Below are 23,921 nucleotides of genomic sequence, written 5' to 3' on the forward strand. Positions count from 1 at the left end.
TTGAATCAGGCAATCTCAACGATTGAAATGAACTCATATAGAGCAAACAAACCAAAACCGATAAACAGCACACCACTGGCTCGGTGCAACCACTGCAAGGATATATACCGCATCAACGCCCGACCTGACAATACGCCAATAAGCGTAGTCGCCACCAGTGCCAGGGTCGCCCCAACCCATACCGCCACAGGCTCACGAGCACTCCCTAACCCCGCCACAGCCAGCTGAGTCTTATCACCAAACTCGGCCATAAAGATCAATAAAAAAGACGACAAAACCAAACTCTTTAATGAGACTGAATTCGCCTCTTCATCGTCATCGTCGCTATTTAAAAAAGCTTGCACACCAAACCAGAGAAAAAGCACCGCAACTACCGCAAGCACAAACCAATGGGGAAGCCATGCAGCAGCCACAGCCCCCAAACTGACTGCTATCAGGTTAAGCAGAGCAAATGCCACTATGGCTCCCGCCAAAACAGGCAACGCACGATGCCTTGCAGCCAGCGTCATACACACCAGCTGGCTTTTATCACCAAACTCCGCAAGAAACACCAATAAGAACGCACCGGAGGCTATATCAACTAAACCCATACAATCTACCCATCAAAGCCCGATTAATTCAGCTCGATAATGTGAAATAACCACCGATAGACTGTGTACCAGCGCACCCATCCCGATATCTCGCGACAAGAACTCATACCAAACAACACTATCGGGAAGTGCTCATCACACGCCACACACTACCTACTGACCAGACACAAAAATGCCCGCATTTATGGCGGGCATTATACAGAGCTATCGGTAAAATTCAGGATAATCACTCCCGATCAGTAAGCTCCTGCGGGGTGTTCAGGTTATACAACTGCTCAGACAGATCCGATATATCCACCAGCTGAAACGGGTGGGTTCTCATCCAACGCTGCACAGCTCGCTGACCACCCTCAAGCCAACGCTCAAGATCGGAACTATGTTTAGCCGGAATAACCGAATGCAACGGGTGCCACTCATCACCTTCAGCAAGCACTGTAATATGGTCTGGCTTATCAGCGGCAGCGGCAAATAACCGGGCCAAAAGCTCATCGCTCAGCAAAGGTGTATCGCAAGGCAATACCAACAACAATTCTGTCTCACATACACTCAACCCGGCCAGAATCCCCGCTAACGGCCCCTGAAAATCATCCAGTGGATCGACTACCGTTTTATCAGCTAACGTCTGATAACGCGGCTCATTACGGTTGCAGCTGATAATCAGTGAATCGACATGGGGCCGGACCAGCTCTACAGTATGACCAATCATAGGACGATCACGAAACTCAACCAGCCCCTTATCACGACCACCCATACGCTGCCCCTGACCACCCGCCAGGATCACTGCAGATAAATTATTCAACGATCAACCACCCGTAACAGGCGGAAACAAAGCCAGTTCATCGCCATCATTGAGAATGGTTTCCATCGGAACCATCTCCTGATTAACAGAACAAAGCAGCTGTCCACTTAAAGCCTGCTGCCATTCATCACCTTGCTCACGCAAAGTATCTACGAATGCCGCAACACTTGAACCCGCAACAAGCTCATGATTACTCTGAGCCAAACCCAGAGTCTCTCGCAAGGAGGCAAAATACAGCACATTAATCATCAGGACTCCTTTTCAATCAACTTCAACTAAGCGCTTCAGCTGATTGCATTAATTAGTTACTTCACTAAAGGGTATAAAGGTCAGCTGATCACCTTCACGAACCTGAGCATTCTCAGGCACGACCAGATAACCGGCAGCAGTTACGGCAGAACTCAACACACCAGAACTCTGACTACGCCCCAATACGGCACAACCATCTTGCAACTCTACCCGTAGATACTCCTGACGCGCCGTGGTTTTAGTACGGCTAAAACCAGCCTCTACAGCAAAGCTGTTTGGCAAAAACTGGCCGTTACCTTGCATTTTCAACAGATAAGGACGGGCAAGCACCGTAAATGTCACCAACACTGAAGAGGGATTACCCGGCAGTCCCAAAATCGGTGTGCCATTAACAAAACCAAATGCCATCGGCTTGCCCGGTTTAATTGCCATCTTCCACAGCGACAACTCACCCAGAGACTCAACGGCAGTCTTGACGTGATCCTCTTCACCAACAGAAACACCACCACTACTGATGATGCAATCTGCCTGTTCAGATGCACGCTTCAGTGCATCCTGAGTACCGACAAAGGTATCTTCGATAATACCAAGATCAACAATCTCACAACCCATGCCCTGTAACAGCCCCTGAATAGTAAACAGGTTTGAATTGTAAATCTGGCCCGGCTTAAGCGGGTTACCCGGCATAACCAGCTCATCACCGGTAGTCACAATAGCAACTTTAAGTGGACGGTAAACTTTAACCATACCGACACCGACAGAAGCCAGCACACCCAGATGAGCAGCCTGCAAGCGAGTACCGGCAGGCATAACAGTCTGGCCGGTTTTAACATCCTGCCCCTGCTCACGAATATTGTTACCAACACCCGGCTCAGAATTAATCTGCACCCATGTATTACCTGCATCATCGCTTTCAGAGCAGGTATCTTCCTGCATCACAACCGCATCAGCACCATCCGGTATTTCAGAACCAGTAAAGATACGGGCAGCCGTTCCCGGCTCCAGAGCAGTTGGCGCGGTACCGGCAGGTATACGTTGTGATATAGCTAAACGACTAGAGTTCTTAAGATCTGAACAACGCACGGCATAGCCATCCATCGCACTGTTATCCCGCGGCGGCACATCAACCCCGGATAGCTGATCTTCCGCCAATACACGACCTAAAGCAGCAGCCAGAGAAACCTCCTCGATTTCTGCCGTTACCGTTGCCTGATCAAGTAATTTTCCCAACGCCTCGCTGACCGGCATGAGGTTTTGGCCATGACGTGGTGCATCACATCCACAGCCACTCATCCCCGTGTACCACAAGCTGTTTCAACCGGTTTGGTTGTCATCACCATCTCAACAAAGTTACAAGGACGATGGCGCGCATCCAGCTGTTCGCGAATAATACCGTTCCAGGCGGTTTTACAAGCACCGGTTGAACCCGGCATACAGAAAATAGCGGTACGGTTAGCGACTCCACCGAAGGCACGAGACTGAACCGTAGACGTGCCAATCTCCTGATAAGAGATATGACGGAACAACTCACCATAACCCTCAATCGCTTTATCAAACAGAGGTGTTAGCGCTTCAGGGGTATTATCACGTAAAGTAAAACCAGTACCGCCAGTCACCAGTATCGCCTGAACCTTATCATCAGCGATCCACTGCGAAACCACGGCACGTAGCTGGTAAACATCATCTTTACTGATAGTACGGTCAGCCAGATGATGACCCGCCTCAGTTAAACCTGCGACCAGCGCATCACCTGAAGTATCATTTTCAGGGGTACGGGTATCAGAAACAGTCAGCACTGCGATCTGCAACGGCTGAAAAGGTACATCTTTTTTGGCGTGGCCCATGACTATTTTTCCCAGATAAAGCAATTGTTAGCGACAGGATGCTCATATAGCTAAGATAGAAGCACCGAGCGTGACTATCATATCAATACCGATGCATGTCAATGACGGTCGTCATGTGACAATAATACAGGCGATCAACAAAGGGCTGAATACCTCATAAGACGTACCCATCAACCAGCCACCAATGTAGCACGTCAGTTACCACCTACAGCAAACTAACATAAACCCACTCAAGCTATTGCTAGCTAGAAATTTATGTTAATGTTCGAATATTAAGTTATTTGATAAATGGTCCGATGGAATAGCGATGTAATCGTTCAGGATTTATATTATTTAAGGAATGAAAAACATGAATCAAGTCATTACAGGACTCGCGGTCTCCACTTGCTTGGTAGCACAATCATTACTTGCAGCCATCGAACCGGCATCCATGCCGCTAGGTCCCGTTGCATTCACCCCCACCATCAATATTCAAACTGGCTATGACGATAACATCCTTAATGCCAGCAACAATGAAATTGACAGCATCAAAACTATTATCACACCTAACTTTCAAATTGTTGCTGAAGATGGTTTAAACGCATACAGATTACAATACGCCTTAAGCAAAGGTATATTTCACAGTAGCTCAGATGATAACTATCTGGACCATAAACTATCCTTTGATGCTCATTTAGAATTTAATGCCAGAAACGCATTGGATGTAAACGCCTCAATATCTAAGAATCACGATGACCGAGGCACTGGTATAACAGAAACAGGTTCCATCGGTGCAGGGACCATTGCCCCACTTGAATACAATATAAAATCAATAGCCTCTACTTATACATACGGTAGCGACAGCGCTACAGGTCGTTTGGTCTTATCCGGCAAATATGATGATAAAGAGTACCAGAACTTTCGCACCATCACGCAACAGCGTGATAACACATTAACAACACTTAGTGCTGTTTTCTATTACCGCATACAACCTAAAACTTCTATGGTTTTCGAGATACGAAACCAGAATGTTGACTACACTACCGATACAGCGATTAGCCTCGACAGTAGTACACAAAGATATTATGTCGGTGCAACCTGGGAAGGTACTGCTAAAACCACAGGCACAATAAAGCTGGGCCATGTAAATAAAGATTTTGATTCCGACGCCAGGTCTGACTTTTCCGGTAAAAGCTGGGAAGCTGATATAAAGTGGGAACCTCGCACTTATTCAACATTCAATCTGAAAACGAGTCAGTCTGAAAAAGAATCATCTGGCACCGGCGATCTCATTGATTCGAAAACTGCTCGAATAAACTGGACACACGACTGGAATGATCAGTTACAAACAATAGCTGGGCTAGGCTATACCCGCGATAATTACAGAGGCGATACCGCCGGTCGAAAAGACAATACAAAAGATGCAAGAGTTCAGTTTAACTACGACCTACGTCGCTGGCTCAGTTTTGGTCTCAGCTACTCTCTGCAAGATACCGACTCCAACATTGCAGGCATTCCCTTTGATCGAAACATAGTCCTGCTTTCAGTTACCGGTTCCCTTTAAAAAATATTTTTTGTAGCTTTAAGAGAAACAGATGCAACCTTTAATTTCACTGATAAATACTTCAGCCCGAATAATTGCGACAGCCCTGCTGACAACAGTACTCTGCTCAACTGCTTTTGCTGCAGAAACACAGTTTTCAGATTACCAGCTTGGTTCGGGAGATATGATTAAGATCACTGTTTTTGGTGAAGAACAACTTAGTATCGAGACTCGTTTAAGCGATGCTGGAACAATTTCATACCCATTTCTGGGCGAACTGGAAGTATTAAACCTGACCACTAGTCTACTTAGCCAAAAAATTACACGAGGCCTTGCCGACGGCTACCTTATAGACCCTAACGTAAACGTTACCGTTTTAGTCTACCGCGAATTTTTTATAAACGGGGAAGTTAAAAAACCAGGTAGCTATCCATTCCAGCCAGGATTAACCCTACAAAAAGCGGTCGCTATTGCCGGCGGCTTTACTGAACGGGCGTCTAAATCAAAAATGTATGTACTACATGATGACAGCACAGAGAAACCATCAAGGGTGAAACTAGGTGAGCAGATACTGCCTGGTGACATTATTACTATTGAACAGAGCTTTTTTTAGACCACTGTGAGTAGCGACTCAGGCTTCATTTTTAGCTCGAAAAATCACGTCCTTCTCGCAATTTGATTTCATAAAATCACCACCGGCCATCTGGCAGCAGAGATAATTTGGTATGGATACTACAGATAAATTTAACCAGCAAACACCAGAAGAGGTTATTGACCTTCGACAGTACTGGATGACCATTAACCGTAACAAATGGAGCATCCTCAGTTTTGCTGTAATTATCTCTATACTGACGACGCTAGTCGTCTTTTCCATGCAGCCTTTGTATCGAGCTACAGCGACACTATTGATTGAGTCACAACAGGCCAATGTTGTATCGATCGAAGAAGTTTATGGTCTTGACTCTAGCAATAATGAATATTTTTTGACTCAATTCGAAATACTGAAATCCCGGCAATTAGCTGAGAAAGTCATCCTTAAACTGAATTTACTTGATCACCCTGAGTTCAACCCTGAGCCATCTGCACTATCTTTCAATTGGCGCGATCTGATACCCGTAGAGCTACCTCAACAAACGGTCTCAAAAGAGGAGTTCGCTCAGAGCAAATTCCAATCGGTCACGACTGACTTTCTTGGCAGGCTGACTATTTCACCCATTCGAAAAACCCAGCTGGTAAATATTACATTTGAAGCCCACGACCGACTGCTGGCAGCAAAAATAGCCAATGCTGTTGGCGATGCCTATATCGAGAACAACCTTGAAGCACGCTTACAGCTGACCTACAAAGCATCAGAATGGTTAATGGAACGCCTGACAGGTTTACGTGAGCAGGTTAATTCATCTGAAGAGAAACTCCAGCAGTATCGCAACGCAGAACAAATAATCGGCAGTGATGGTGGAGCAACAATCGCTAACAATGAACTCTCTCTGATATCAACCCGATTAGTGGATGCTCGCAGAACCCGCCTGGAAGCAGAAAGCCTGTATCGGCAAGTTAAGTCCGTAGCCTCTCCCAGTCCTGAGGCATTCGAACACATCCCTCTTATTCTTAATCACCCACTAGTACGTGATCTTAAGCGGGCTGAATTGGAGACAGCCCTGAAAAAAGCGGATCTGGCAAAACGCTATGGCGCCAAGCACCCTCAAATGAAGGCCGTTGAATCTGAGCTAAATGACGTAAGAGCTGCACTCTACAGCCAAATTAAGAAAATAATCAACAGCGTAGAAAACGATTATCGCATCGCACTGGCGAACGAGCGCTCACTTAAAAACGATCAGACAAATGCAAAACAAAATCTGCAATCGATCAATAACAAGGAACATAAACTTCAATCACTAAAAAAAGAGGCAGAATCCAATCGTCAGCTCTATGATACTTTCTTTACCCGCCTGAAAGAGACCAACGCAACAGGGGACTTACAGACGGCGAATGCCCGTATCAGCGACCCTGCTATTGCCCCTCCATTCCCAGCAAAACCTAAAAAGAAACTAATAGTTGTACTGGCTTTTGTTGCCAGCATTATGTTCGGCATAGTTCTCGCGTTTCTAATGGAAGCGCTAAATAACACAGTCAAAAGCGCTAACGACGTTGAGTCTAAGCTGCATTCTACAATGCTTGGGCTATTGCCATTGCTAGATAAAGACAAAAGCCTGGTAAACCCAAGCTACTCAACCTACATTACCGACCCGCAATCCCCCTATTCTGAATCTGTCAGAACCATAAGAACCGGGGTAGTACTCTCAGCACTGGACAGCCCTCATAAAACACTCTGCTGTACCTCTTCAATACCCGGTGAAGGCAAAACATCGGTCGCCATTAATCTGGCAACCTCACTTGGGCAGATGGAAAAAGTCCTGTTAATAGATGCAGATATGCGCAAACCTTCAATAGCCAAAGCCTTTGAGCTATCAAACAAACAGCCAGGCCTTTCAAACCTGGTAGCCGGCACGTCAAAACTTGAAGAATGCATCCATCGTGCAGACGCTAACAACATCGACCTTATGACCGCCGGAATTATCCCACCTAATCCATTAGACTTACTGGCATCTAAGCGTTTCGCAAAGGCTCTTGAAATTCTTGAAACCAAGTATGACCGAATTATTATAGATACAGCACCGACCCAGGCTGTTAGTGACGCGCTGGTTCTGGCACCGCATGTCGGCGCGATGATCTACGTGGTCAAAGCCGACTCAACTAATTATCAGCAGGCGAAAAGCGGACTTAAACGCCTCAGAGACGTAAACGCCCCCGTCATAGGCGTCGTTCTGAACCAGCTGGATATTAAGAAGGCCTCTAAGTACTACGGTAATGAATACCAGGGCTATTACGATTCGTATGGCTACTCAGATTCAGATAACCTGACAAGTGAAGCTAAAAGTCCTGCCTGATGATTGACCTTCATAACCACATTCTACCTGGCATAGATGATGGCCCAGCGACCCTACTCGAGTCGTTGGAATTAGCCAGAATAGCGGTTGACGACGGCATTCAGCATATTGTTGCAACACCTCATATACATCCCGGACGTTACGAAAATCAGATTTCCAACATCCAACCAGTACTTTTGAAATTACAACAAAGCCTGATCGAGTTAGATATTCCACTAACTCTCAGCATGGGAGCAGAAGTTCGCATCTCAACAGAGATGCTAAATATGATTCCCGCTAGGAAAATACCTTTTATTGGTAACTGGTTTGGGCAAAGTATATTACTGCTGGAACAACCCCACAGCCATATATTACCCGGCACGCTAAAATTAATTCACTGGCTGCAATCACAAAACATCACCCCTATGATTGCTCACCCTGAACGCAATAAAGAAATCATGCTGACACCCGATAAGCTCAGCCCCTTTGTTGAAGCCGGGTGCCTTATTCAGCTTACCGCTATGTCTATAACAGGTAACTTCGGAGCTAAAGCGCAACACTGCGCGAACCATATTCTGGAGCAAGACTGGGTCACGGTAATCGCTACTGATGCCCACAACAAAAATCATCGCCCTCCCATTCTAAGCCATAGCTTTAAGACTGTGGTTGAAATGCTCGGTCTTCAGCACGCCACGAGGCTATTTATTGATAACCCCAAAATAATTTTGGGGCAATCATCATGAGCACTGTTTTTAACAAAAAACTAGTGTTTATTCCTGCCTTGTTACTATTAATTCCGAGCATCCTCATAGGACGATGGGTTTTAGGGGATATTAACGCATACACGGTCCGCTATTCGGTTCAACAATGGCAAACAGAAAACCGTCTCCCCAGCATAAGTGAGCTTACAAGCGCCCAGACATCTATTCATGCTGCACTAAGTTGGAATGACACACCAGAATACAGAGACTATGAAGGCAGACTGTTTCATTACCAATCCCTTATTTCTGAAAACCCACTACTTAAAAACACAGCCCTTAACAACGCACTTAATAGTTATCGAGCATCTACTAAACAAAGGCCACAATGGCCTTATAGCTGGGCCAATCTTGCATTAATAAAAGCCCTGACAGGTGAATTAGACTCGGAATACCGACACGCTATCAGGCAAGCAGCATTGAACGGTCCATGGGAAAATGGCGTCAATATCGCTCTGACTGAAGCAGGGCTTATCGGCTGGCTCAGTCTGAATAGAACAGAGCAAGAAATAATCACTGAAAATATCCAACGTGGTATTCGCAGAAACCTCAAGCATATAAAAGTCATCATAAACCGATATAATAAGCGTTCTCTGATTTGTGCAAACCTCAAACGAGATAAATATCAAAGAAAGCTCTGTGGTTTCTGATGACAATAAACCATAACGTTTTCTATGGACAGGAACACTATGACAACTGTACGTAAAGCTGTAATCCCCGTTGCAGGCCTTGGAACCCGCGTTCTTCCTGCGAGTAAAGCAATACCGAAAGAGATGATGCCGGTAGTCGATAAACCGGTCATACAGCACGTTGTTGAAGAAGCTGTTCGTGCCGGTATTAAAGAGATTGTACTGGTGACTCGTAATGGCAAGTCTGCTATCGAAGATCATTTTGATAAGCACTTTGAACTTGAACAGTCCCTGGAACGCAAAAATAAAACAGCGATTCTTGAATCCATTCGCAATATAGTACCTAAGGATGTAACAATCCTTTCGGTCCGCCAGCCAGACGCACTAGGTCTAGGCCATGCTGTCTTCTGCGCTGCTCAGGCAGTCAACAATGAAGCTTTTGCCGTAATTTTACCCGATGTACTAGTCAACAATTATCAGCAAAGCGAAAACGACCTACAGAAGATGGTTAAAGCATTTGATCAACATAATGCTGCCCAAATAATGGTTGAATCTGTTCCTCAGGATAAAGTTCATCTATACGGTATTGCTGACTGCAAAGGCATAAAGCCTGCCGCAGGAGAATCTGTAGCTATCTCTGGCATGGTTGAAAAACCCTCTGCAGAAGAAGCGCCATCTGACCTTTCGGTTGTCGGCCGTTATATTTTACCCGCCAGGGTAATGACGCTACTAGCTGATACCAAACCGGGCGCCGGTGGCGAAATTCAGCTAACCGATGCGCTGGATGAACTATTAAAAGAGCAATCAGTTGAAGCTTACCGCATGACTGGCAAAACCTACGATTGCGGCAATAAACTAGGTTATCTTCAGGCAAACGTTGCTTACGGCCTGCAACACCCAGAAACGGCCGATGGATTAAAACAGTTCATTGCACAGCAGGGCTGATAGAATGACGGTCAATCAATCTCCGGCATGGAATGCCCTAACAGAACACGCTAAAGATATCGGACAATCTCCGATCAGTAAGCTGTTCACATCAGACCCTGATCGTTTTAAAAAGTTAAGCTACAGCGCAGCTAACTGCATGCTGGACTTTTCAAAACAAAGAATTACGCAAACCACGATTGAAGGTCTGATAAATCTGGCCGAACAACAAAACCTTCAACAAAAAATAGAAGCGCTGTTCAAGGGTGATATCGTTAACCCTTCCGAGAACCGGCCAGCACTTCATACGGCACTGCGTCAACCTGAAAAAGAGTCACTGATCGTTAATGGTACCGATATCAGTGCGGAGATCCATCACTCACTTGTACAGATGGAGAGCCTGGTTGATCAAATTCATAACGGACAATGGCGAGGCTATGATGGTAGCCCCATCAAACATGTCGTTAACATTGGCGTTGGAGGCTCAGATCTTGGGCCACTAATGACCTGCCGCGCCCTGTCACAATTTGCACCGACCAATATCAGACATATTGATCTGCACTTTGTATCATCAATGGATGGTAGTCAGCTGGCACAGTTATTAGACCGGATAGACCCGCCATCAACACTGTTTATCGTATCATCAAAATCATTCAGTACTATTGATACACTGGCAAACTCAAACACAGCCAGAGAGTGGCTTATCAACGCTAGCGGTATGTCAATAGAGCTCATTAGTCAGCACCATTTTATTGGCATAACAGCTAGCCCTAAAAAGGCAGCTGAGTGGGGTATTCCTGAGAAAAACCAGTTACATTTCTGGGACTGGACTGGCGGGCGTTACTCCATGTGGTCCGTCATTGGAATGGCGATAGCGCTCAAGGTAGGAAACAGTAATTTCCGTGAATTCCTGGCTGGCGCAAACACAATGGACAGCCATTTCCGTGAAGCGCCGTTAGCTGAAAATCTGCCAGTACTTCTGGCCATGATAGGTATTTGGAATATTAATTTTCAAGATATCCACGCCCATGCCATCCTGCCATATGATGGCCGACTCGCTCACCTGCCAGCCTATCTTGAGCAGCTAGAGATGGAGAGCAACGGTAAAAATGTAACACTCAATGGCCATTCTGTAGACTATGCCACTTGTCCTATTTTGTGGGGTGAAGTTGGCCCTAATGCTCAACACGCCTTCTATCAGCTACTCCATCAGGGCACCGAGTCGGTAATGTGTGATTTTATTGCACCGGCATTACGTTACCAGGATCAGGGCGAAGAGCTACAGCAACAGCATCAGTTGGCACTAGCTAACTGCCTGGCTCAATCCCGCCTGCTAGCGCTGGGTGATTCAATGTTAGATAACGCAGAGAACTCACCAATCCATAAACGCTATACTGGCAATCAGCCAAGCACCACTATTATGCTGGACCAACTGAGCCCCCTAAGTTTTGGCGCCCTGATAGCCCTTTACGAGCATAAAGTTTATGTTCAGTCTGCCATCTGGGAGATCAATCCTTTTGATCAATGGGGAGTCGAACTTGGCAAGCAAGTTGCCACGTCACTGCTTAATGATTTCGAAAATACTAACAACACCAATAATGATTCTTCTACCGATGGTTTAATCCGCTTTGTCTTGCAACAACGCCAAACTGCCCGGAATAAAGAAGATGCCACCCAGGATCATGTTAGTCAGACAGGCAAGGAGAGCAACCAATGAAGATAAAAGTATATGGTGCCGACCTTACCGCCTGGGTCGCTGCAGCCTGCCTTGCCAGGTCAGGTAATGATGTCACTATAGAAGGCCAGAACATACCAAAGGATAAGCCCTTATACGATATCTCCATACTAAGAGATGAGCCCGGTTTACTGGAACAGATACAGCTACAGGTTAAAGAGGGCCGACTCAAGCGCAATAGCAAAACATCTGATACAGCAGATATATACTGGCTGGCGCTTGAGCATGGAGAATATGATCAGGCTCAGAAACTCATAGTACAACTCGGTGAACAAACTACCGAGAACTTACTTATAATCAATCAGTGTAATTTTGGTGTTGGGGCAAGCGATCAACTGCAAGCACTACTTAACGAAGACGCTAACCAGGCCATTGTCTATATCCCTAATAACTTACAGGAAGGCCAGGCACTTCAAGGCTTCAGCCAACCTAAACGAATCATCATCGGTAGCGATAATAACTGGGCCATAACCGCAACTCGTGCATTAATTAAGCCTTATCTGCAAAACATTGAACACCTACAGATCATGAGCTGTCGTGAAGCTGAATTTACCAAGTTTGCAATCACAGGTATGCTGGCAATTCGCCTTGGCTATATCAACGAACTAGCTAATCTGGCCGATAAGCTTGATGTTGATATCGACACCATCAGAGACGGCATGGGCGCCGACCCCAGAGTAGGTAGCCACTACCTTTCACCCGGCTGCGGCTTCGGTGGCCAAAACTTTAATCAGTATATAGCCCGTTTTTCAGAAATCTTCGAAAATAAAGGCCATAACTCACTGTTAAAAACAGTCATCACAGAGAACGAAATACAAAAAGAGCTGCTATTTCGCAAACTATGGCAACACTACCAATGCGATCTTACTGATAAAGCAGTGGCAATCTGGGGAGCATCATTTAAACCCGGCACAGCTAGTATCGATAACGCTCCCAGCCTGAAAATAATAGATGCCCTACTTGCTCAGGGTGTGCATGTTAAAGTGCACGACCCAGAAGCCCTGAATAATTTACGCCAGCATTATGCACAGGAAACCCGTATAAGCTTTTGCGATTCAGCCTATAGCGCTGCCGCTGACTGCCACGCCCTCCTCTTAGTGACCGAATGGCCTGAATACTGGTCCCCTGACTATATGCGACTGCTCGATCAGATGCATACGCCACTCATTATTGATGGCCGTAATGTATTCGATAAGGAAGCACTGGAAATGTATGGTTTCATCTATATCGGTGTTGGTCGATAATGGCTGCACTTCGTATTCTGCTTTTCGCTGTCTGTGTAGCCTGTTTAATGTACGGCCTGTTCAGAGAAACACCACCAGCACAGGTATTCAATCAGTCAGATAAAGTAGGCCATATTCTTGGTTTTGCCGTTATGTCGGCAATAGGTATCTGGAGCCTGCCACGCCGATTTATAGGTGGATTTCTGGTAGTTTTAGTCGGTTTAGCCCTGAGCGCTGAATTTTTACAGGAGCGCTTACTTCCTTACCGCCACTTTTCAATAGACGACCTTTACGCCAACCTGGCTGGAATTGCGCTCGCAACGCTTCCATGGCTACTCTGGCAACTGAGTAAAAAAGCGATTCAACACTCAGATACCCCAATATTAAATTCATCAGAGAATCACCAATGAGCAAACTTGCCTGTTTTAAAGCTTATGATATCCGTGGCCAGCTAGGAACTCAGCTGGATGAAGACCTTAGCTACCGTATCGGTCGAGCCTACGCCGAATTCCTTCAGCCAAAAACAGTCGTTGTCGGCGGTGATATGCGTCTTTCAACTGAATCCCTAAAACAGGCACTGGCTAATGGCCTGCGGGATGCTGGTGTCGACGTACTTGATATAGGCCTTTGCGGTACAGAAGAGATCTACTTCGCCACTGCCCACCTGGATATGGATGGCGGCATTGTGGTTACCGCCAGCCACAACCCTGAAGACTACAACGGCATGAAACTGGTACGTAAAGGCTCGCGCCCTATTAGTGGCGATACAGGTCTGAACGATATCGAACAACTAGCCCGTGAAAACAACTTTGCAGGTGTCGATCCAAGCCAGCGCGGTAGTTACAATAAAGCTGACACCCTGACCGCTTACGTTGAGCACCTGAAGGGCTACGTGAAGCTAAATACCCTGAAGCCTCTTAAGTTGGTAGTAAATGCGGGTAACGGTGTTGCGGGTCATGTAATTGATGCACTGGAGCAGCAATTTGACGATGCTGCAGTACCCGTCGAATTTATCAAAATACATCATCAACCTGACGGCACTTTCCCTAACGGTATTCCAAACCCGATTCTTGAGGAAAACCGCGCAGACACAATTGCCGCTGTACTGGAACACAAAGCCGATATGGGGATTGCCTGGGATGGCGACTTCGATCGCTGCTTCCTGTTCGATGAAAACGGCCGGTTTATCGAAGGCTATTACATCGTAGGCCTACTGGCAGAAGCCTTTTTGGCCAAAAACCCGGGTGCCGCCATTATTCACGACCCTCGCCTAACCTGGAACACCCTGGATATAGTAAAGAAGGCCGGTGGTAATGCCGTGCAATGCAAAACAGGTCATGCTTTCATTAAAGAGCGTATGCGTGAAGAAAATGCAGTTTATGGTGGCGAAATGAGCGCCCATCACTACTTCCGCGACTTCTTCTACTGCGACAGCGGTATGGTACCCTGGTTATTAGTTGCCGAGTTGATTTGCAACAAGAGCAAGACCTTATCACAACTGGTTGATGACCGTATCACTCAGTACCCGTCGCCTGGCGAAATTAATAGCAAACTGGAAGATCCGAAGGCCTCAATTGCTAAAGTATTAAATACCTATCAGGCAAACGCCCTAGGCATCGACTATACCGATGGTATCAGTCTTGATATGGGCGAATGGCGCTTCAACCTTCGCTCATCGAATACTGAACCGGTAGTGCGCCTGAATGTTGAAACCCGGGGCAATGAAGCTCTGATGAAGGAAAAGACCGACGAATTACTTCAGCTCCTACGGGGCTGAAGAGCTTAAGACCCGTTCGCTACGCTTGTCCGAATGGAACTACGTTCCGTGTCCGATGCGGCTTCGCCGCGTCCGAGGTCCGAAAAAGCAAACAAATAGCCTTCGGCTACAATCCAGCTTGTATTTTTGCTCTTATCTTTTCCGTTCTTTCGGACGCGGCGAAGCCGCATCGGACAAGCGCAGCGTTCGGACTAGTTGCAAAGTAACGATCGGACATCGGCTCTTAAGATCGGACACCGGCTCTTTTAACCCCGCCCCCCTGCTTATAGAAAAGGTTTGAAATATGGAAACCAAAGCGCCAAAGGACTGGTTCGAAGAAGGACTGTTCAAACGTGTTCCTGAGGAGATCAAAGACAGTTTTTCTCAGGCACAGATCGATGCACTCAAAGTAGCATTTGGTGCGCGAAAATGGGGAAAACACCCTGTTGATATTCGCGGCACTCTGAAGCTATGGACCTGGCGATACTACTTCGTCGTTCTGATAGGACGTAACCGTCGTGAACTTAGCCGTGCGGAACAAAAAACAGCAGCCCTTGTACAAGCCTTTTTCCTGATACTGTTTCTGTCATTTTCAACCCTGCTGGGGCTACTAGTTTTATACCTGATCAAATCAGCAGCAGGCATCGACCTGTTCCCGGGCTTTTCACTGGGAATCTGGGGGTGGTTTAAAACTAACATGTTATGAGCAAGGAGCAGTGGTCCGATACTTAAGAGCCGAAGTCCGATGCCTGCAAAGCAGGCGTCCGATCATTTCATTTGTCCGAACGTTGCTTCGCAACTTGTCCGAAATACCCCATAAGAACATTTTCACCACAAAGACCATAGAGAAAAGATTTAACTAAGCTCTTAACGCTCTCATCTGTGTGCTTGGCATGCCCCTTGGATGCTGTGGTAAATCGCTCTTATCTTTGCCAGTTTTTCGGATTCGGCGCTGTAGCGCCAATCGGACTGCGGTTATATTATTTATACCCTTCCGGATTATTGGACTGCCAGTTCCAGGTATCGCGCATCATATCTTCCAGGCTAAACTGAGTTTGCCAGCCCAACTCGTTATTCGCCTTGCAAGCATTAGCCCAGAAAGCGGGCAAGTCCCCATCCCGACGGGGCGCAAATTCATATGGCACAGTAACCCCAGTAACATTAACAAAGCTATTCACCATCGCCAGTACAGATAAGCCCTGCCCAGTCCCCAGATTATAAATATGAGTACCCGGCTGTTGCAGGCATTCTAGGGATTTAAGGTGTCCGTCAGCCAGATCCATTACATGCAAATAATCCCTGACACAAGTACCATCATCTGTATCATAGTCATTACCGAAAATAGATAGCCGCTCACGCTTACCCACCGCCACCTGACTGATAAATGGCATAAGATTATTGGGAATCCCTTGCGGATCCTCACCAATAAGGCCCGATGAATGAGCCCCTATAGGATTAAAATAACGTAGCAATGCAACAGACCAGCCAGCATCAGAAGCACAAAGATCCGTCAGAATCTGCTCAACCATCGCCTTTGAAGTACCGTAGGGGTTAGAGGTTTTACCCCGCGGCATAGTTTCAACGTAGGGGACGGGTGCATCTTCCCCATAAACCGTTGCTGATGAACTGAATACCAGCTTTTTAACGCCCGCAACGGCCATCGCCTGACAAAGAACGACTGAGCCATGGACATTATTCTGATAATACTCGAGCGGGCTTTGTGAACTTTCCCCCACCGCCTTCAGACCGGCAAAGTGGATAACAGACTCAATAGGATAATTATCGAAAAGCCTCTTCAGGCAAGCAGCATCCCGAATATCTCCCTCAACAAAAGCGGGACGTTTACTCGTAATAGTTTCTACCCGATTAAACACTTCAGAGTGGCTGTTACAAAGATTATCAAGCACAACCACGTCATACCCGGCCTCCAATAGCATCACTACTGTATGTGAGCCGATATATCCTGCACCACCTGTAACCAAAATCGCCATCAACAAAATCCTTTAAAATGATCTGAACAGGCCACAAATCATAACATTAAAATACGAAAAGCAGACGCTGCACTTGTCCGTTAAATGCCGAAGCCCAATACCTGTGAAACAGGCATCCGATGCAGCTACGCCGCGTCCGAACGTTGCTACGCAACTTGTCCTGTACTACTTAAATACAGAAGTATCCTCATCACGGAGGACACAGAGATCACAGAGAAAGACTTAAGAGATCAAAAGGTTTATCCCTTCTCAATGCACTCGGCACTCTCTGTGGTTATTGTTTCTTTTCCGTTTTCAGCTTTTTCGGACACGCGGCAAAGCCGCATCGGACAAACGTAGCGTTCGGACCCGGCGACTTAGCGCCAATCGGACCTCGACTCTTTTAGCCCCAAGCTTCATTCCGGCCAGCACAGACGATAAAAAACGGATTCAATAGGGTATCCGGACGGGTGTTATACAGCAGTGGCTCCAAGCCTGGATACTGCAACACCTGTCCACCAGCCGCTTCAACAACTGCATGGGCAGCGGCAGTATCCCATTCACTGGTTAAACCCAACCGAGGGTATAGATCAGCCTTACCTTCAGCAACCAGACACAACTTTAGTGAACTACCCATGGAAACAACTTCAGTATCAGGCAGCTCTTTAACAAAGGCTTTAAACTCATCGGACTGATGCGAACGGCTACCCACGACCTTCCAGGTCGAACCGGAAGCAGGAATATCAGCAACCTGTATCGGATTAACCAAGCCATTCTCTTCCTTAAACGCGCCCTGCGCGTCCCCCCAGTAAGTCTCCTCAAGAACCGGCGCATAAACTACACCAAACACAGCCCTGCCCTGGTCGATCAGCGCAATATTAACGGTAAACTCACCATTCTTCTTAATAAACTCTTTAGTCCCATCAAGAGGATCGATCAACCAATATGTCTGCCATGACATACGCCCCTCATGCTCGGTTGCGCCTGACTCTTCAGACAATACCGGAATCTGCGGCGTAAGCTGTTTCAAACCATCAACAATACAGTGATGCGAAGCAAGATCCGCCTCTGTCAGCGGACTGGCATCGGACTTATCATAGACCGCAAAATCCCGCTGATAGATATCCATAATCGCAGCGCCGGCCTGTTTGGCCAGATTAATAATTTCTTGATTGTTAAACATGATGTCCTTCTCAAATTCATTAGTGTAATTGTTCAGAATGACCAGACCTGAGGTATCAGGCTCAGGGAGACAAAAGCAACTGTCAGGCTCATCGGAACCCCAAGCCTTGCATAATCAGTAAAACGATAACCACCAGGGCCGTATACCATCAGATTAGTCTGATAACCCAACGGCGTTATAAAACTGGCAGAGGCGGCAAACATCACGGCAATAACAAAGGGCATATAACTCACACCCAACTGTTCAGCAAGCGCCATCGCCACCGGAAACATTAAAACAGCCGCAGCGTTATTAGTAATCAGTTCAGTGAAGAAAGCCGTTATAAGGTACATCATAATCAGCGCCTGCCAGGCACTTATCCCCTCATAAAATAGTAGCCACTCTGCGATCATACTGGCATTACCAGTTTTTACCATCGCAGCCCCTAAGGCGAACGACGCGGCAATAACTAACAAAACTGACAGATCAACATTACGTCGGGCTTTAGCAATTGAGACACAGCCAGTTAACAGAATAGCTCCAGCCGCAATAATTGCGGACTCAAGAATAGAGAGCAGGCCTGAAGCGCTCACAACAACCATTAATAATAACGTCAAGACGGCGATTGGAGCCTTATCATAATCAGGAGGAGTAGACTCATTCAAAGCGCTAATCAAAAGAAAGTCCCTTCGGGAACGGTACTGACTGACGAAATCTTCACTCGCCTCCAGCAACAAAGTATCACCAGTTTGAAGCTGTATATCGCCGATTTTTCCATCCAACCTATAACCCTGACGACAAACAGACAATATTGCAGCCTGAAACCGACTCCGGAATCTAGAATCCCTGACCGTCTGCCCCAATGCAACAAACTCAGGGCCAATAACAGCCTCAACCAAACAGCGCTGCTGCATAGAGATATCCAGCTTTGCAATATCTTCATGTGAAGGAGTGAGCCCTCTTATAGCTCGCAACTCATGAGCTGCCTCCGCTGCTCCAATAAACACCAATACATCATCAGCTGATAACACCATATCTGGCGCAATCGCAGTCAATAACTGGTCACCCCTCTTTATATCCACCAGATAGCCGTAAGTTAGCTGGCGTAATCCAGCATCAATAACTGTTTTCCCAACAAGAGGCCCCGCCGGCATAACCGCCAGTTCAACTACATATTCACGAGCACATTCCAGCTGCTCAACTACCCCTTTCCGGGCAGGCAACAACAGCGGTGCTAACAAAACCATAACCCCAGCAGCGATAATAAGTACCGGTATCCCGACCCAGGCAAGATCAAACATACCCAGAGTCTGCCCTGTCTCAACCTGAAGCAAACCATCAACCACAAGGTTGGTACTGGTACCGATTAAGGTACAGGTACCACCCAAAATAGCAGCATAACTCAGGGGAATAAGTAACTTTGAGACAGAAGTATTGAGGCGCTTTGCCCAATCCTGCACAGCTGGAATAAACATGGCAACTACTGCAGTGTTATTCATAAAAGCACTTAGTAGCGAAGAAGGAATAATTACTCGCACCAAGGTTCTTTTTTCACCGGCAGGCAACCCAAGCAGCAACTGTCCTATCCATCTTACAGCGCCAGTCTCTTTCAGCCCTGCTGCGATCACATAAAACGCAGCGATGGTAATAACGCCTGGATTAGAAAAGCCAACCAGTGCTTCAGCAGGGGTCAGCACCCCCGCAACAATCAGTACCGCCATAGCACCAAGAAGCACCATATCCGCTGCAACACGACTGAAAACGAGCAACAACAATACCAGAACGAGAAGCAATAACGTTAGAACAGCCGAAAAATCCATATTTCCACTTTACGTTTTATTTTGTCCGGCTGACTTATATAAAACAAAGACTTATGCCAGCAGCAATTCAAGGACATTAAATGTTTAACAGATAGAGATTGTCATCATACCGCCAATTACGTATCATCTCAATTCTTATACAAGGATCTGTTAATGAGCGGCAAAAAACTTTCTCCTACAGCACTCAACAAACTAAGAAAACAGGCTGTCAGCCTGCGAATTAGTGGAGAAACGCTGGCCGCTATTAAAAAGACTACGGGATTATCTCACCCAACAATAATTTCAGCCCATAAACGTTTTATAACCGGTGGTTGGGATGCAGTAGATACAGGGAAACGCGGGCGACCAAAAACACAACTATCAACTGCTGGCTCTCAGGATGAGTGCCTGACATTCATGCTATCAAACCTGCCCGAAGGTGGCGGTTTATGGAGCAACGACTCAGTTAAACACTGGTTCAGCGATCATCAGAACCCTCTATCCGCTAAAACCATCAACCGCTACCTGAAGCAGTGGGGCATCACAGCCCAAAAGAATACTGCAGAGAAGATATCGGCCGGTAACTGGCTGGCTCAGACCCATCCGGAACTAAACGATCAACAAATCAAAGCTTTTGGCAAAATACTTAAAGGCGGTATAGCTGAACTAAACACCAGCGAAGCCCAGAAAAAGCCCGGCCTTAAGGGCTACTTTATCTATGCTCAGGACTTCAGAGGTAAAACCTACTGGCTTGCTCAGACAGACAAGCCAGACAGCAAGCTCATCATTCGCTTTCTGGAATTACTCAAGCAACAATTAACTAGCAATACTGCACTTTCACTACTTAGCGTCTCACTCAATAGCTATGCAGACGTTCAAGAGTGGCTGGCAAACCAGTCACAAATAACCCTATTCACACATTCAAAAACCTTAACCCACACCCAAACGGTACAGTTACCGATCGACGGTGTAATGGAATCCAACCAGTCATATGTGAGGAACACAATGGCATTAACACACTTAGAAAGACTGGAAGCAGAAAGCATTCAAATAATGCGGGAAGTTGTTTCCAAAGCAGAAAATCCAGTCATGTTATATTCCATAGGCAAGGACAGCGCCGTCATGCTTCATCTGGCGATGAAAGCATTTCACCCGTCAAAGCCCCCTTTTCCACTGCTGCATGTTGATACCGGCTGGAAATTTCGGGACATGTACAGCTTCCGCGATCAACTAGTCAAAGACCTGGGTGTCGAGTTAATCACCTACAAAAACCCTGAAGGGGTAGAAAAGGGTATTAATCCTTTCACCCATGGATCAGCACTGCATACCGACATCATGAAAACTGAGGGTCTGAAGCAGGCTCTGGATCTACACAAATTTGATGTTGCTTTTGGCGGCGCACGCCGTGATGAAGAGAAGTCCCGAGCCAAGGAACGAATATTCTCTTTCCGTACCGCCGACCATCGCTGGGATCCAAAAAATCAGCGCCCAGAACTATGGAAAAACTATAACGCCAATAAGCGCCCCGGCGAGTCAATACGAGTATTCCCGATATCCAACTGGACCGAACTGGATATCTGGCAGTATATATACCTTGAACAGATCCCAATTGTACCGCTCTACCTGTCCGCTCAGCGCCCGGTAGTCGAACGCGATGGCACCCTGATCATGGTCGATGACGACCGTATGCCGATGCAACCGGGTGAAGTACCTATGATGAAAAATGTCCGCTTCAGGACCCTGGGTTGCTACCCACTAACTGGTGCCGTTGAATCAGAAGCCGACACCCTGCCAGCTATCATTCAGGAAATGCTACTGACCAAGACATCAGAACGACAGGGACGGATGATCGATCACGACTCAGCCGCGTCAATGGAGAAGAAAAAGCAGGAGGGCTACTTCTAATGGCACATTCATCAGACATGATATCTGAAGATATCGTTCAGTACCTGAAAGAACATGAGCAGAAGAGCCTGCTACGCTTTATCACCTGCGGTAGTGTAGATGATGGTAAAAGCACCCTGATCGGCCGCCTACTGTATGAATCAAAACTTCTGTTTGAAGATCAACTGGAAGCCGTTGAAGCTGAATCAAAGAAATACGGTACTCAGGGCGATAATATTGATTTTGCCCTACTGGTTGACGGTCTGGCAGCAGAACGGGAACAGGGTATCACTATCGATGTCGCATACCGCTTCTTCTCTACCGATAAGCGTAAGTTTATCGTAGCTGACACACCAGGACACGAGCAGTACACCCGCAACATGGTGACCGGAGCATCCACTGCTGACGTCGCTATTCTCATGGTTGATGCCCGTCGTGGAATTTTGACCCAGACCCGTCGACACAGCTATCTGGTATCACTGATAGGCATCCGCCACATCGTTGTTGCTATCAACAAGATGGATCTTGTCGACTACTCAGAAATTACCTTCAATAAGATAAAAGAAGAATACACTGAATTTGCCAAGCAGATCGGTATAGAGCAGATTACCTTCATTCCTATGTCAGCCCTGGCCGGTGATAATATTACCGAACCCAGCAACAATATGAACTGGTACCACGGAACAACCCTGATGGGCTACCTGGAAACAGTACAGGTCGATGACGAGCGAATGCAAAACACACCGTTTCGCATGGCGGTTCAGTGGGTCAACCGGCCCAATCTGGATTTCAGGGGGTTCTCTGGTCAGATTGCCAGCGGAATAATTAAACCTGGCGATAAAATTCGCACTCTACCATCAGGTAAAGAGAGCACCATCTCTGCAATCTCCACCTATGACGGCGAGCTACAGCAGGCCGTTGCCGGACAATCAGTAACCCTGACCCTGAATGACGAAATCGATATCTCCCGCGGTGATATGATCACTTCAGCGACAGAGCCTGCTTCTATTGGCAAACAGTTTGAGACCACAGTTATCTGGATGCATGAAGAAGCGCTTCTTCCAGGTCGTACTTACCTGATGCAGGTTGGTGCCAAAACCGTTGCAGCAACAGTAACCGAGATTAAATATCAGGTTAATGTAAACACTATGGAACATTTAGCCGCTAAGAAACTAGAGCTAAATGGCATTGGTGAGTGCAATATCAGCCTGGATCAGGACATCGCCTTTGATGCTTATAAAGATAATCGTGATACCGGTAGTTTTATTCTGATCGACCGCATGACCAATAACACTGTGGGCGCCGGCCTGATCAACTTCGCCCTGCGCCGCAGCACCAATATTACAGTCCAGCATACCCAGGTCACCAAGGAAGTTCGCTCAACACAGAAGCATCAGAAGCCAGGCGTAATCTGGTTAACAGGTCTATCCGGCTCAGGCAAATCAACCATAGCAGACTTGGTTGAACAAAAGCTTCTGGCGGCCGGCCATCACACCTACTTGCTGGACGGCGACAATGTAAGACACGGCCTCAACAAAGATCTTGGCTTTACAGATCAGGACCGGGTAGAAAATATCCGCAGAATCTCGGAAGTAGCAAAGCTCATGGTCGATGCAGGCCTTATCGTAATAACATCATTCATCTCACCATTCAGAGCCGAGCGGCAAATGGCCCGGGATATGGTCGGTGACGATGAATTTATCGAGATCTTCGTTAACACCCCACTTGAGGTTGCTGAAGACCGTGATGTTAAAGGCCTCTACAAAAAGGCACGCCGCGGTGAGCTGAAAAACTTTACCGGTATCGACTCACCATACGAAGAGCCGCAAAACGCAGAGCTAGACCTTAAAACAGTAGAACTTACACCAGAAGAGGCTGCCGATAATGTGATAGCACTCCTTAAAGAGAAGGCAATTATCTAACCTCATCCGAACAGCCCCTCTCATCATGAGAGGGGCTACCCCCCAAAAAAAAGCCCCCTGATCCAGATTGACTAGCTAAGACACAAGCCATTCTAATCAAACATTTAAAACACAAAAATAAAACTCACAACATTCAACAACCAGGAAAGCAGCGCAGTCTGTAGCACGTAGAGAACGTGCAAAAAAAGAATACTAGAATTTCAAACAAATAAGTCCTATATTGAACTT

Annotated in this window: 21 protein-coding genes and 1 pseudogene; 14 read left to right on the forward strand and 8 right to left on the reverse strand. The window is 46.6% G+C overall.

Features of this window, described 5'->3' with window-relative positions:
- Nucleotides 1-5: 5 nt before the first annotated feature.
- The 5 genes from EHS89_RS08080 to moaB form a co-directional block, all read right to left on the reverse strand.
- Entirely contained in the window at nucleotides 6-590 is a 585-nt protein-coding gene (locus tag EHS89_RS08080; RefSeq protein ID WP_124925623.1) for a TMEM165/GDT1 family protein, read from the reverse strand.
- A 226-nt stretch (nucleotides 591-816) separates the two neighbouring features.
- On the reverse strand, nucleotides 817-1,389 hold the full coding sequence (gene mobA, locus EHS89_RS08085) for a molybdenum cofactor guanylyltransferase MobA (protein ID WP_211340306.1): 573 nt from the start codon (nucleotides 1,387-1,389) through the stop codon (nucleotides 817-819).
- A 3-nt stretch (nucleotides 1,390-1,392) separates the two neighbouring features.
- Nucleotides 1,393-1,638, reverse strand: a complete 246-nt coding sequence (locus tag EHS89_RS08090; protein WP_124925624.1) for a MoaD/ThiS family protein — start codon at nucleotides 1,636-1,638, stop codon at nucleotides 1,393-1,395.
- Between the two features lie 48 nt (nucleotides 1,639-1,686).
- On the reverse strand, nucleotides 1,687-2,931 hold the full coding sequence (locus EHS89_RS08095; RefSeq protein WP_124925625.1) for a molybdopterin molybdotransferase MoeA: 1,245 nt from the start codon (nucleotides 2,929-2,931) through the stop codon (nucleotides 1,687-1,689).
- The gene (gene moaB, locus EHS89_RS08100) at nucleotides 2,928-3,482 is read right to left on the reverse strand and encodes a molybdenum cofactor biosynthesis protein B (protein WP_124925626.1); all 555 of its coding nucleotides are present in this window, start codon (nucleotides 3,480-3,482) and stop codon (nucleotides 2,928-2,930) included. The genes EHS89_RS08095 and moaB overlap by 4 nt, the downstream gene beginning before the upstream one ends.
- 349 nt (nucleotides 3,483-3,831) lie before the next feature.
- On the opposite strand from moaB, the gene EHS89_RS08105 reads away from it, so the two are divergent.
- The 11 genes from EHS89_RS08105 to EHS89_RS08155 all read left to right on the forward strand — a co-directional run bounded on the left by EHS89_RS08105 (nucleotide 3,832) and on the right by EHS89_RS08155 (nucleotide 15,662).
- Nucleotides 3,832-5,025 carry an outer membrane beta-barrel protein gene (locus EHS89_RS08105; RefSeq protein WP_170167447.1) on the forward strand — a complete coding sequence of 398 codons (1,194 nt, stop codon included), beginning with the start codon at nucleotides 3,832-3,834 and terminating at the stop codon, nucleotides 5,023-5,025.
- A gap of 31 nt (nucleotides 5,026-5,056) precedes the next feature.
- Nucleotides 5,057-5,617 (forward strand): polysaccharide biosynthesis/export family protein, encoded by a 561-nt coding sequence (locus EHS89_RS08110; protein WP_124925628.1) that lies wholly within the window; start codon nucleotides 5,057-5,059, stop codon nucleotides 5,615-5,617.
- A 112-nt stretch (nucleotides 5,618-5,729) separates the two neighbouring features.
- A complete protein-coding gene (locus tag EHS89_RS08115) occupies nucleotides 5,730-7,952 on the forward strand; it encodes a GumC family protein (RefSeq protein ID WP_124925629.1) in 2,223 nt (740 codons plus the stop codon).
- Complete coding sequence (locus EHS89_RS08120) at nucleotides 7,952-8,674, forward strand: tyrosine-protein phosphatase (RefSeq protein WP_124925630.1); 723 nt, start codon at nucleotides 7,952-7,954, stop codon at nucleotides 8,672-8,674. The genes EHS89_RS08115 and EHS89_RS08120 overlap by 1 nt, the downstream gene beginning before the upstream one ends.
- Nucleotides 8,671-9,339 carry a hypothetical protein gene (locus EHS89_RS08125; RefSeq protein ID WP_124925631.1) on the forward strand — a complete coding sequence of 223 codons (669 nt, stop codon included), beginning with the start codon at nucleotides 8,671-8,673 and terminating at the stop codon, nucleotides 9,337-9,339. The genes EHS89_RS08120 and EHS89_RS08125 overlap by 4 nt, the downstream gene beginning before the upstream one ends.
- A 39-nt stretch (nucleotides 9,340-9,378) precedes the next feature.
- Nucleotides 9,379-10,263 (forward strand): UTP--glucose-1-phosphate uridylyltransferase GalU, encoded by an 885-nt coding sequence (gene galU, locus EHS89_RS08130; RefSeq protein WP_124925632.1) that lies wholly within the window; start codon nucleotides 9,379-9,381, stop codon nucleotides 10,261-10,263.
- Between the two features lie 4 nt (nucleotides 10,264-10,267).
- Complete coding sequence (pgi, locus tag EHS89_RS08135; protein WP_124925633.1) at nucleotides 10,268-11,959, forward strand: glucose-6-phosphate isomerase; 1,692 nt, start codon at nucleotides 10,268-10,270, stop codon at nucleotides 11,957-11,959.
- Nucleotides 11,956-13,221, forward strand: coding sequence for a nucleotide sugar dehydrogenase (locus EHS89_RS08140; protein ID WP_124925634.1), 1,266 nt, complete (start codon nucleotides 11,956-11,958; stop codon nucleotides 13,219-13,221). Before pgi ends, EHS89_RS08140 begins: the two co-directional genes overlap by 4 nt.
- Nucleotides 13,221-13,610: a VanZ family protein gene (locus tag EHS89_RS08145; protein WP_124925635.1), complete on the forward strand. Its 390-nt coding sequence runs from the start codon at nucleotides 13,221-13,223 to the stop codon at nucleotides 13,608-13,610. The genes EHS89_RS08140 and EHS89_RS08145 overlap by 1 nt, the downstream gene beginning before the upstream one ends.
- The gene (locus EHS89_RS08150; protein ID WP_124925636.1) at nucleotides 13,607-14,977 is read left to right on the forward strand and encodes a phosphohexomutase domain-containing protein; all 1,371 of its coding nucleotides are present in this window, start codon (nucleotides 13,607-13,609) and stop codon (nucleotides 14,975-14,977) included. Before EHS89_RS08145 ends, EHS89_RS08150 begins: the two co-directional genes overlap by 4 nt.
- A 283-nt stretch (nucleotides 14,978-15,260) precedes the next feature.
- Nucleotides 15,261-15,662, forward strand: coding sequence for a 3-phosphoshikimate 1-carboxyvinyltransferase (locus tag EHS89_RS08155; protein WP_124925637.1), 402 nt, complete (start codon nucleotides 15,261-15,263; stop codon nucleotides 15,660-15,662).
- A 274-nt stretch (nucleotides 15,663-15,936) separates the two neighbouring features.
- Here EHS89_RS08155 and galE read toward each other — a convergent pair whose 3' ends face one another.
- The 3 genes from galE to EHS89_RS08170 form a co-directional block, all read right to left on the reverse strand.
- Nucleotides 15,937-16,947 carry a UDP-glucose 4-epimerase GalE gene (galE, locus tag EHS89_RS08160; RefSeq protein ID WP_124925638.1) on the reverse strand — a complete coding sequence of 337 codons (1,011 nt, stop codon included), beginning with the start codon at nucleotides 16,945-16,947 and terminating at the stop codon, nucleotides 15,937-15,939.
- A 382-nt stretch (nucleotides 16,948-17,329) separates the two neighbouring features.
- The gene (gene cysQ, locus EHS89_RS08165) at nucleotides 17,330-18,109 is read right to left on the reverse strand and encodes a 3'(2'),5'-bisphosphate nucleotidase CysQ (protein WP_124925639.1); all 780 of its coding nucleotides are present in this window, start codon (nucleotides 18,107-18,109) and stop codon (nucleotides 17,330-17,332) included.
- A 32-nt stretch (nucleotides 18,110-18,141) separates the two neighbouring features.
- Nucleotides 18,142-19,908, reverse strand: a complete 1,767-nt coding sequence (locus EHS89_RS08170; RefSeq protein WP_124925640.1) for an SLC13 family permease — start codon at nucleotides 19,906-19,908, stop codon at nucleotides 18,142-18,144.
- A gap of 153 nt (nucleotides 19,909-20,061) precedes the next feature.
- Here EHS89_RS08170 and EHS89_RS21625 point away from each other — a divergent pair.
- The 3 genes and pseudogenes from EHS89_RS21625 to cysN all read left to right on the forward strand — a co-directional run.
- Nucleotides 20,062-20,214: pseudogene (locus EHS89_RS21625) on the forward strand (hypothetical protein); the annotation flags it as partial.
- A 645-nt stretch (nucleotides 20,215-20,859) separates the two neighbouring features.
- Nucleotides 20,860-21,792: a sulfate adenylyltransferase subunit CysD gene (gene cysD, locus EHS89_RS21340; protein WP_268239401.1), complete on the forward strand. Its 933-nt coding sequence runs from the start codon at nucleotides 20,860-20,862 to the stop codon at nucleotides 21,790-21,792.
- Nucleotides 21,792-23,693: a sulfate adenylyltransferase subunit CysN gene (cysN, locus tag EHS89_RS08180; RefSeq protein WP_124925642.1), complete on the forward strand. Its 1,902-nt coding sequence runs from the start codon at nucleotides 21,792-21,794 to the stop codon at nucleotides 23,691-23,693. Before cysD ends, cysN begins: the two co-directional genes overlap by 1 nt.
- Nucleotides 23,694-23,921 lie beyond the last annotated feature (228 nt).

The sequence above is a fragment of the Amphritea balenae genome (assembly GCF_003858655.1).
Taxonomy (GTDB): domain Bacteria; phylum Pseudomonadota; class Gammaproteobacteria; order Pseudomonadales; family Balneatricaceae; genus Amphritea; species Amphritea balenae.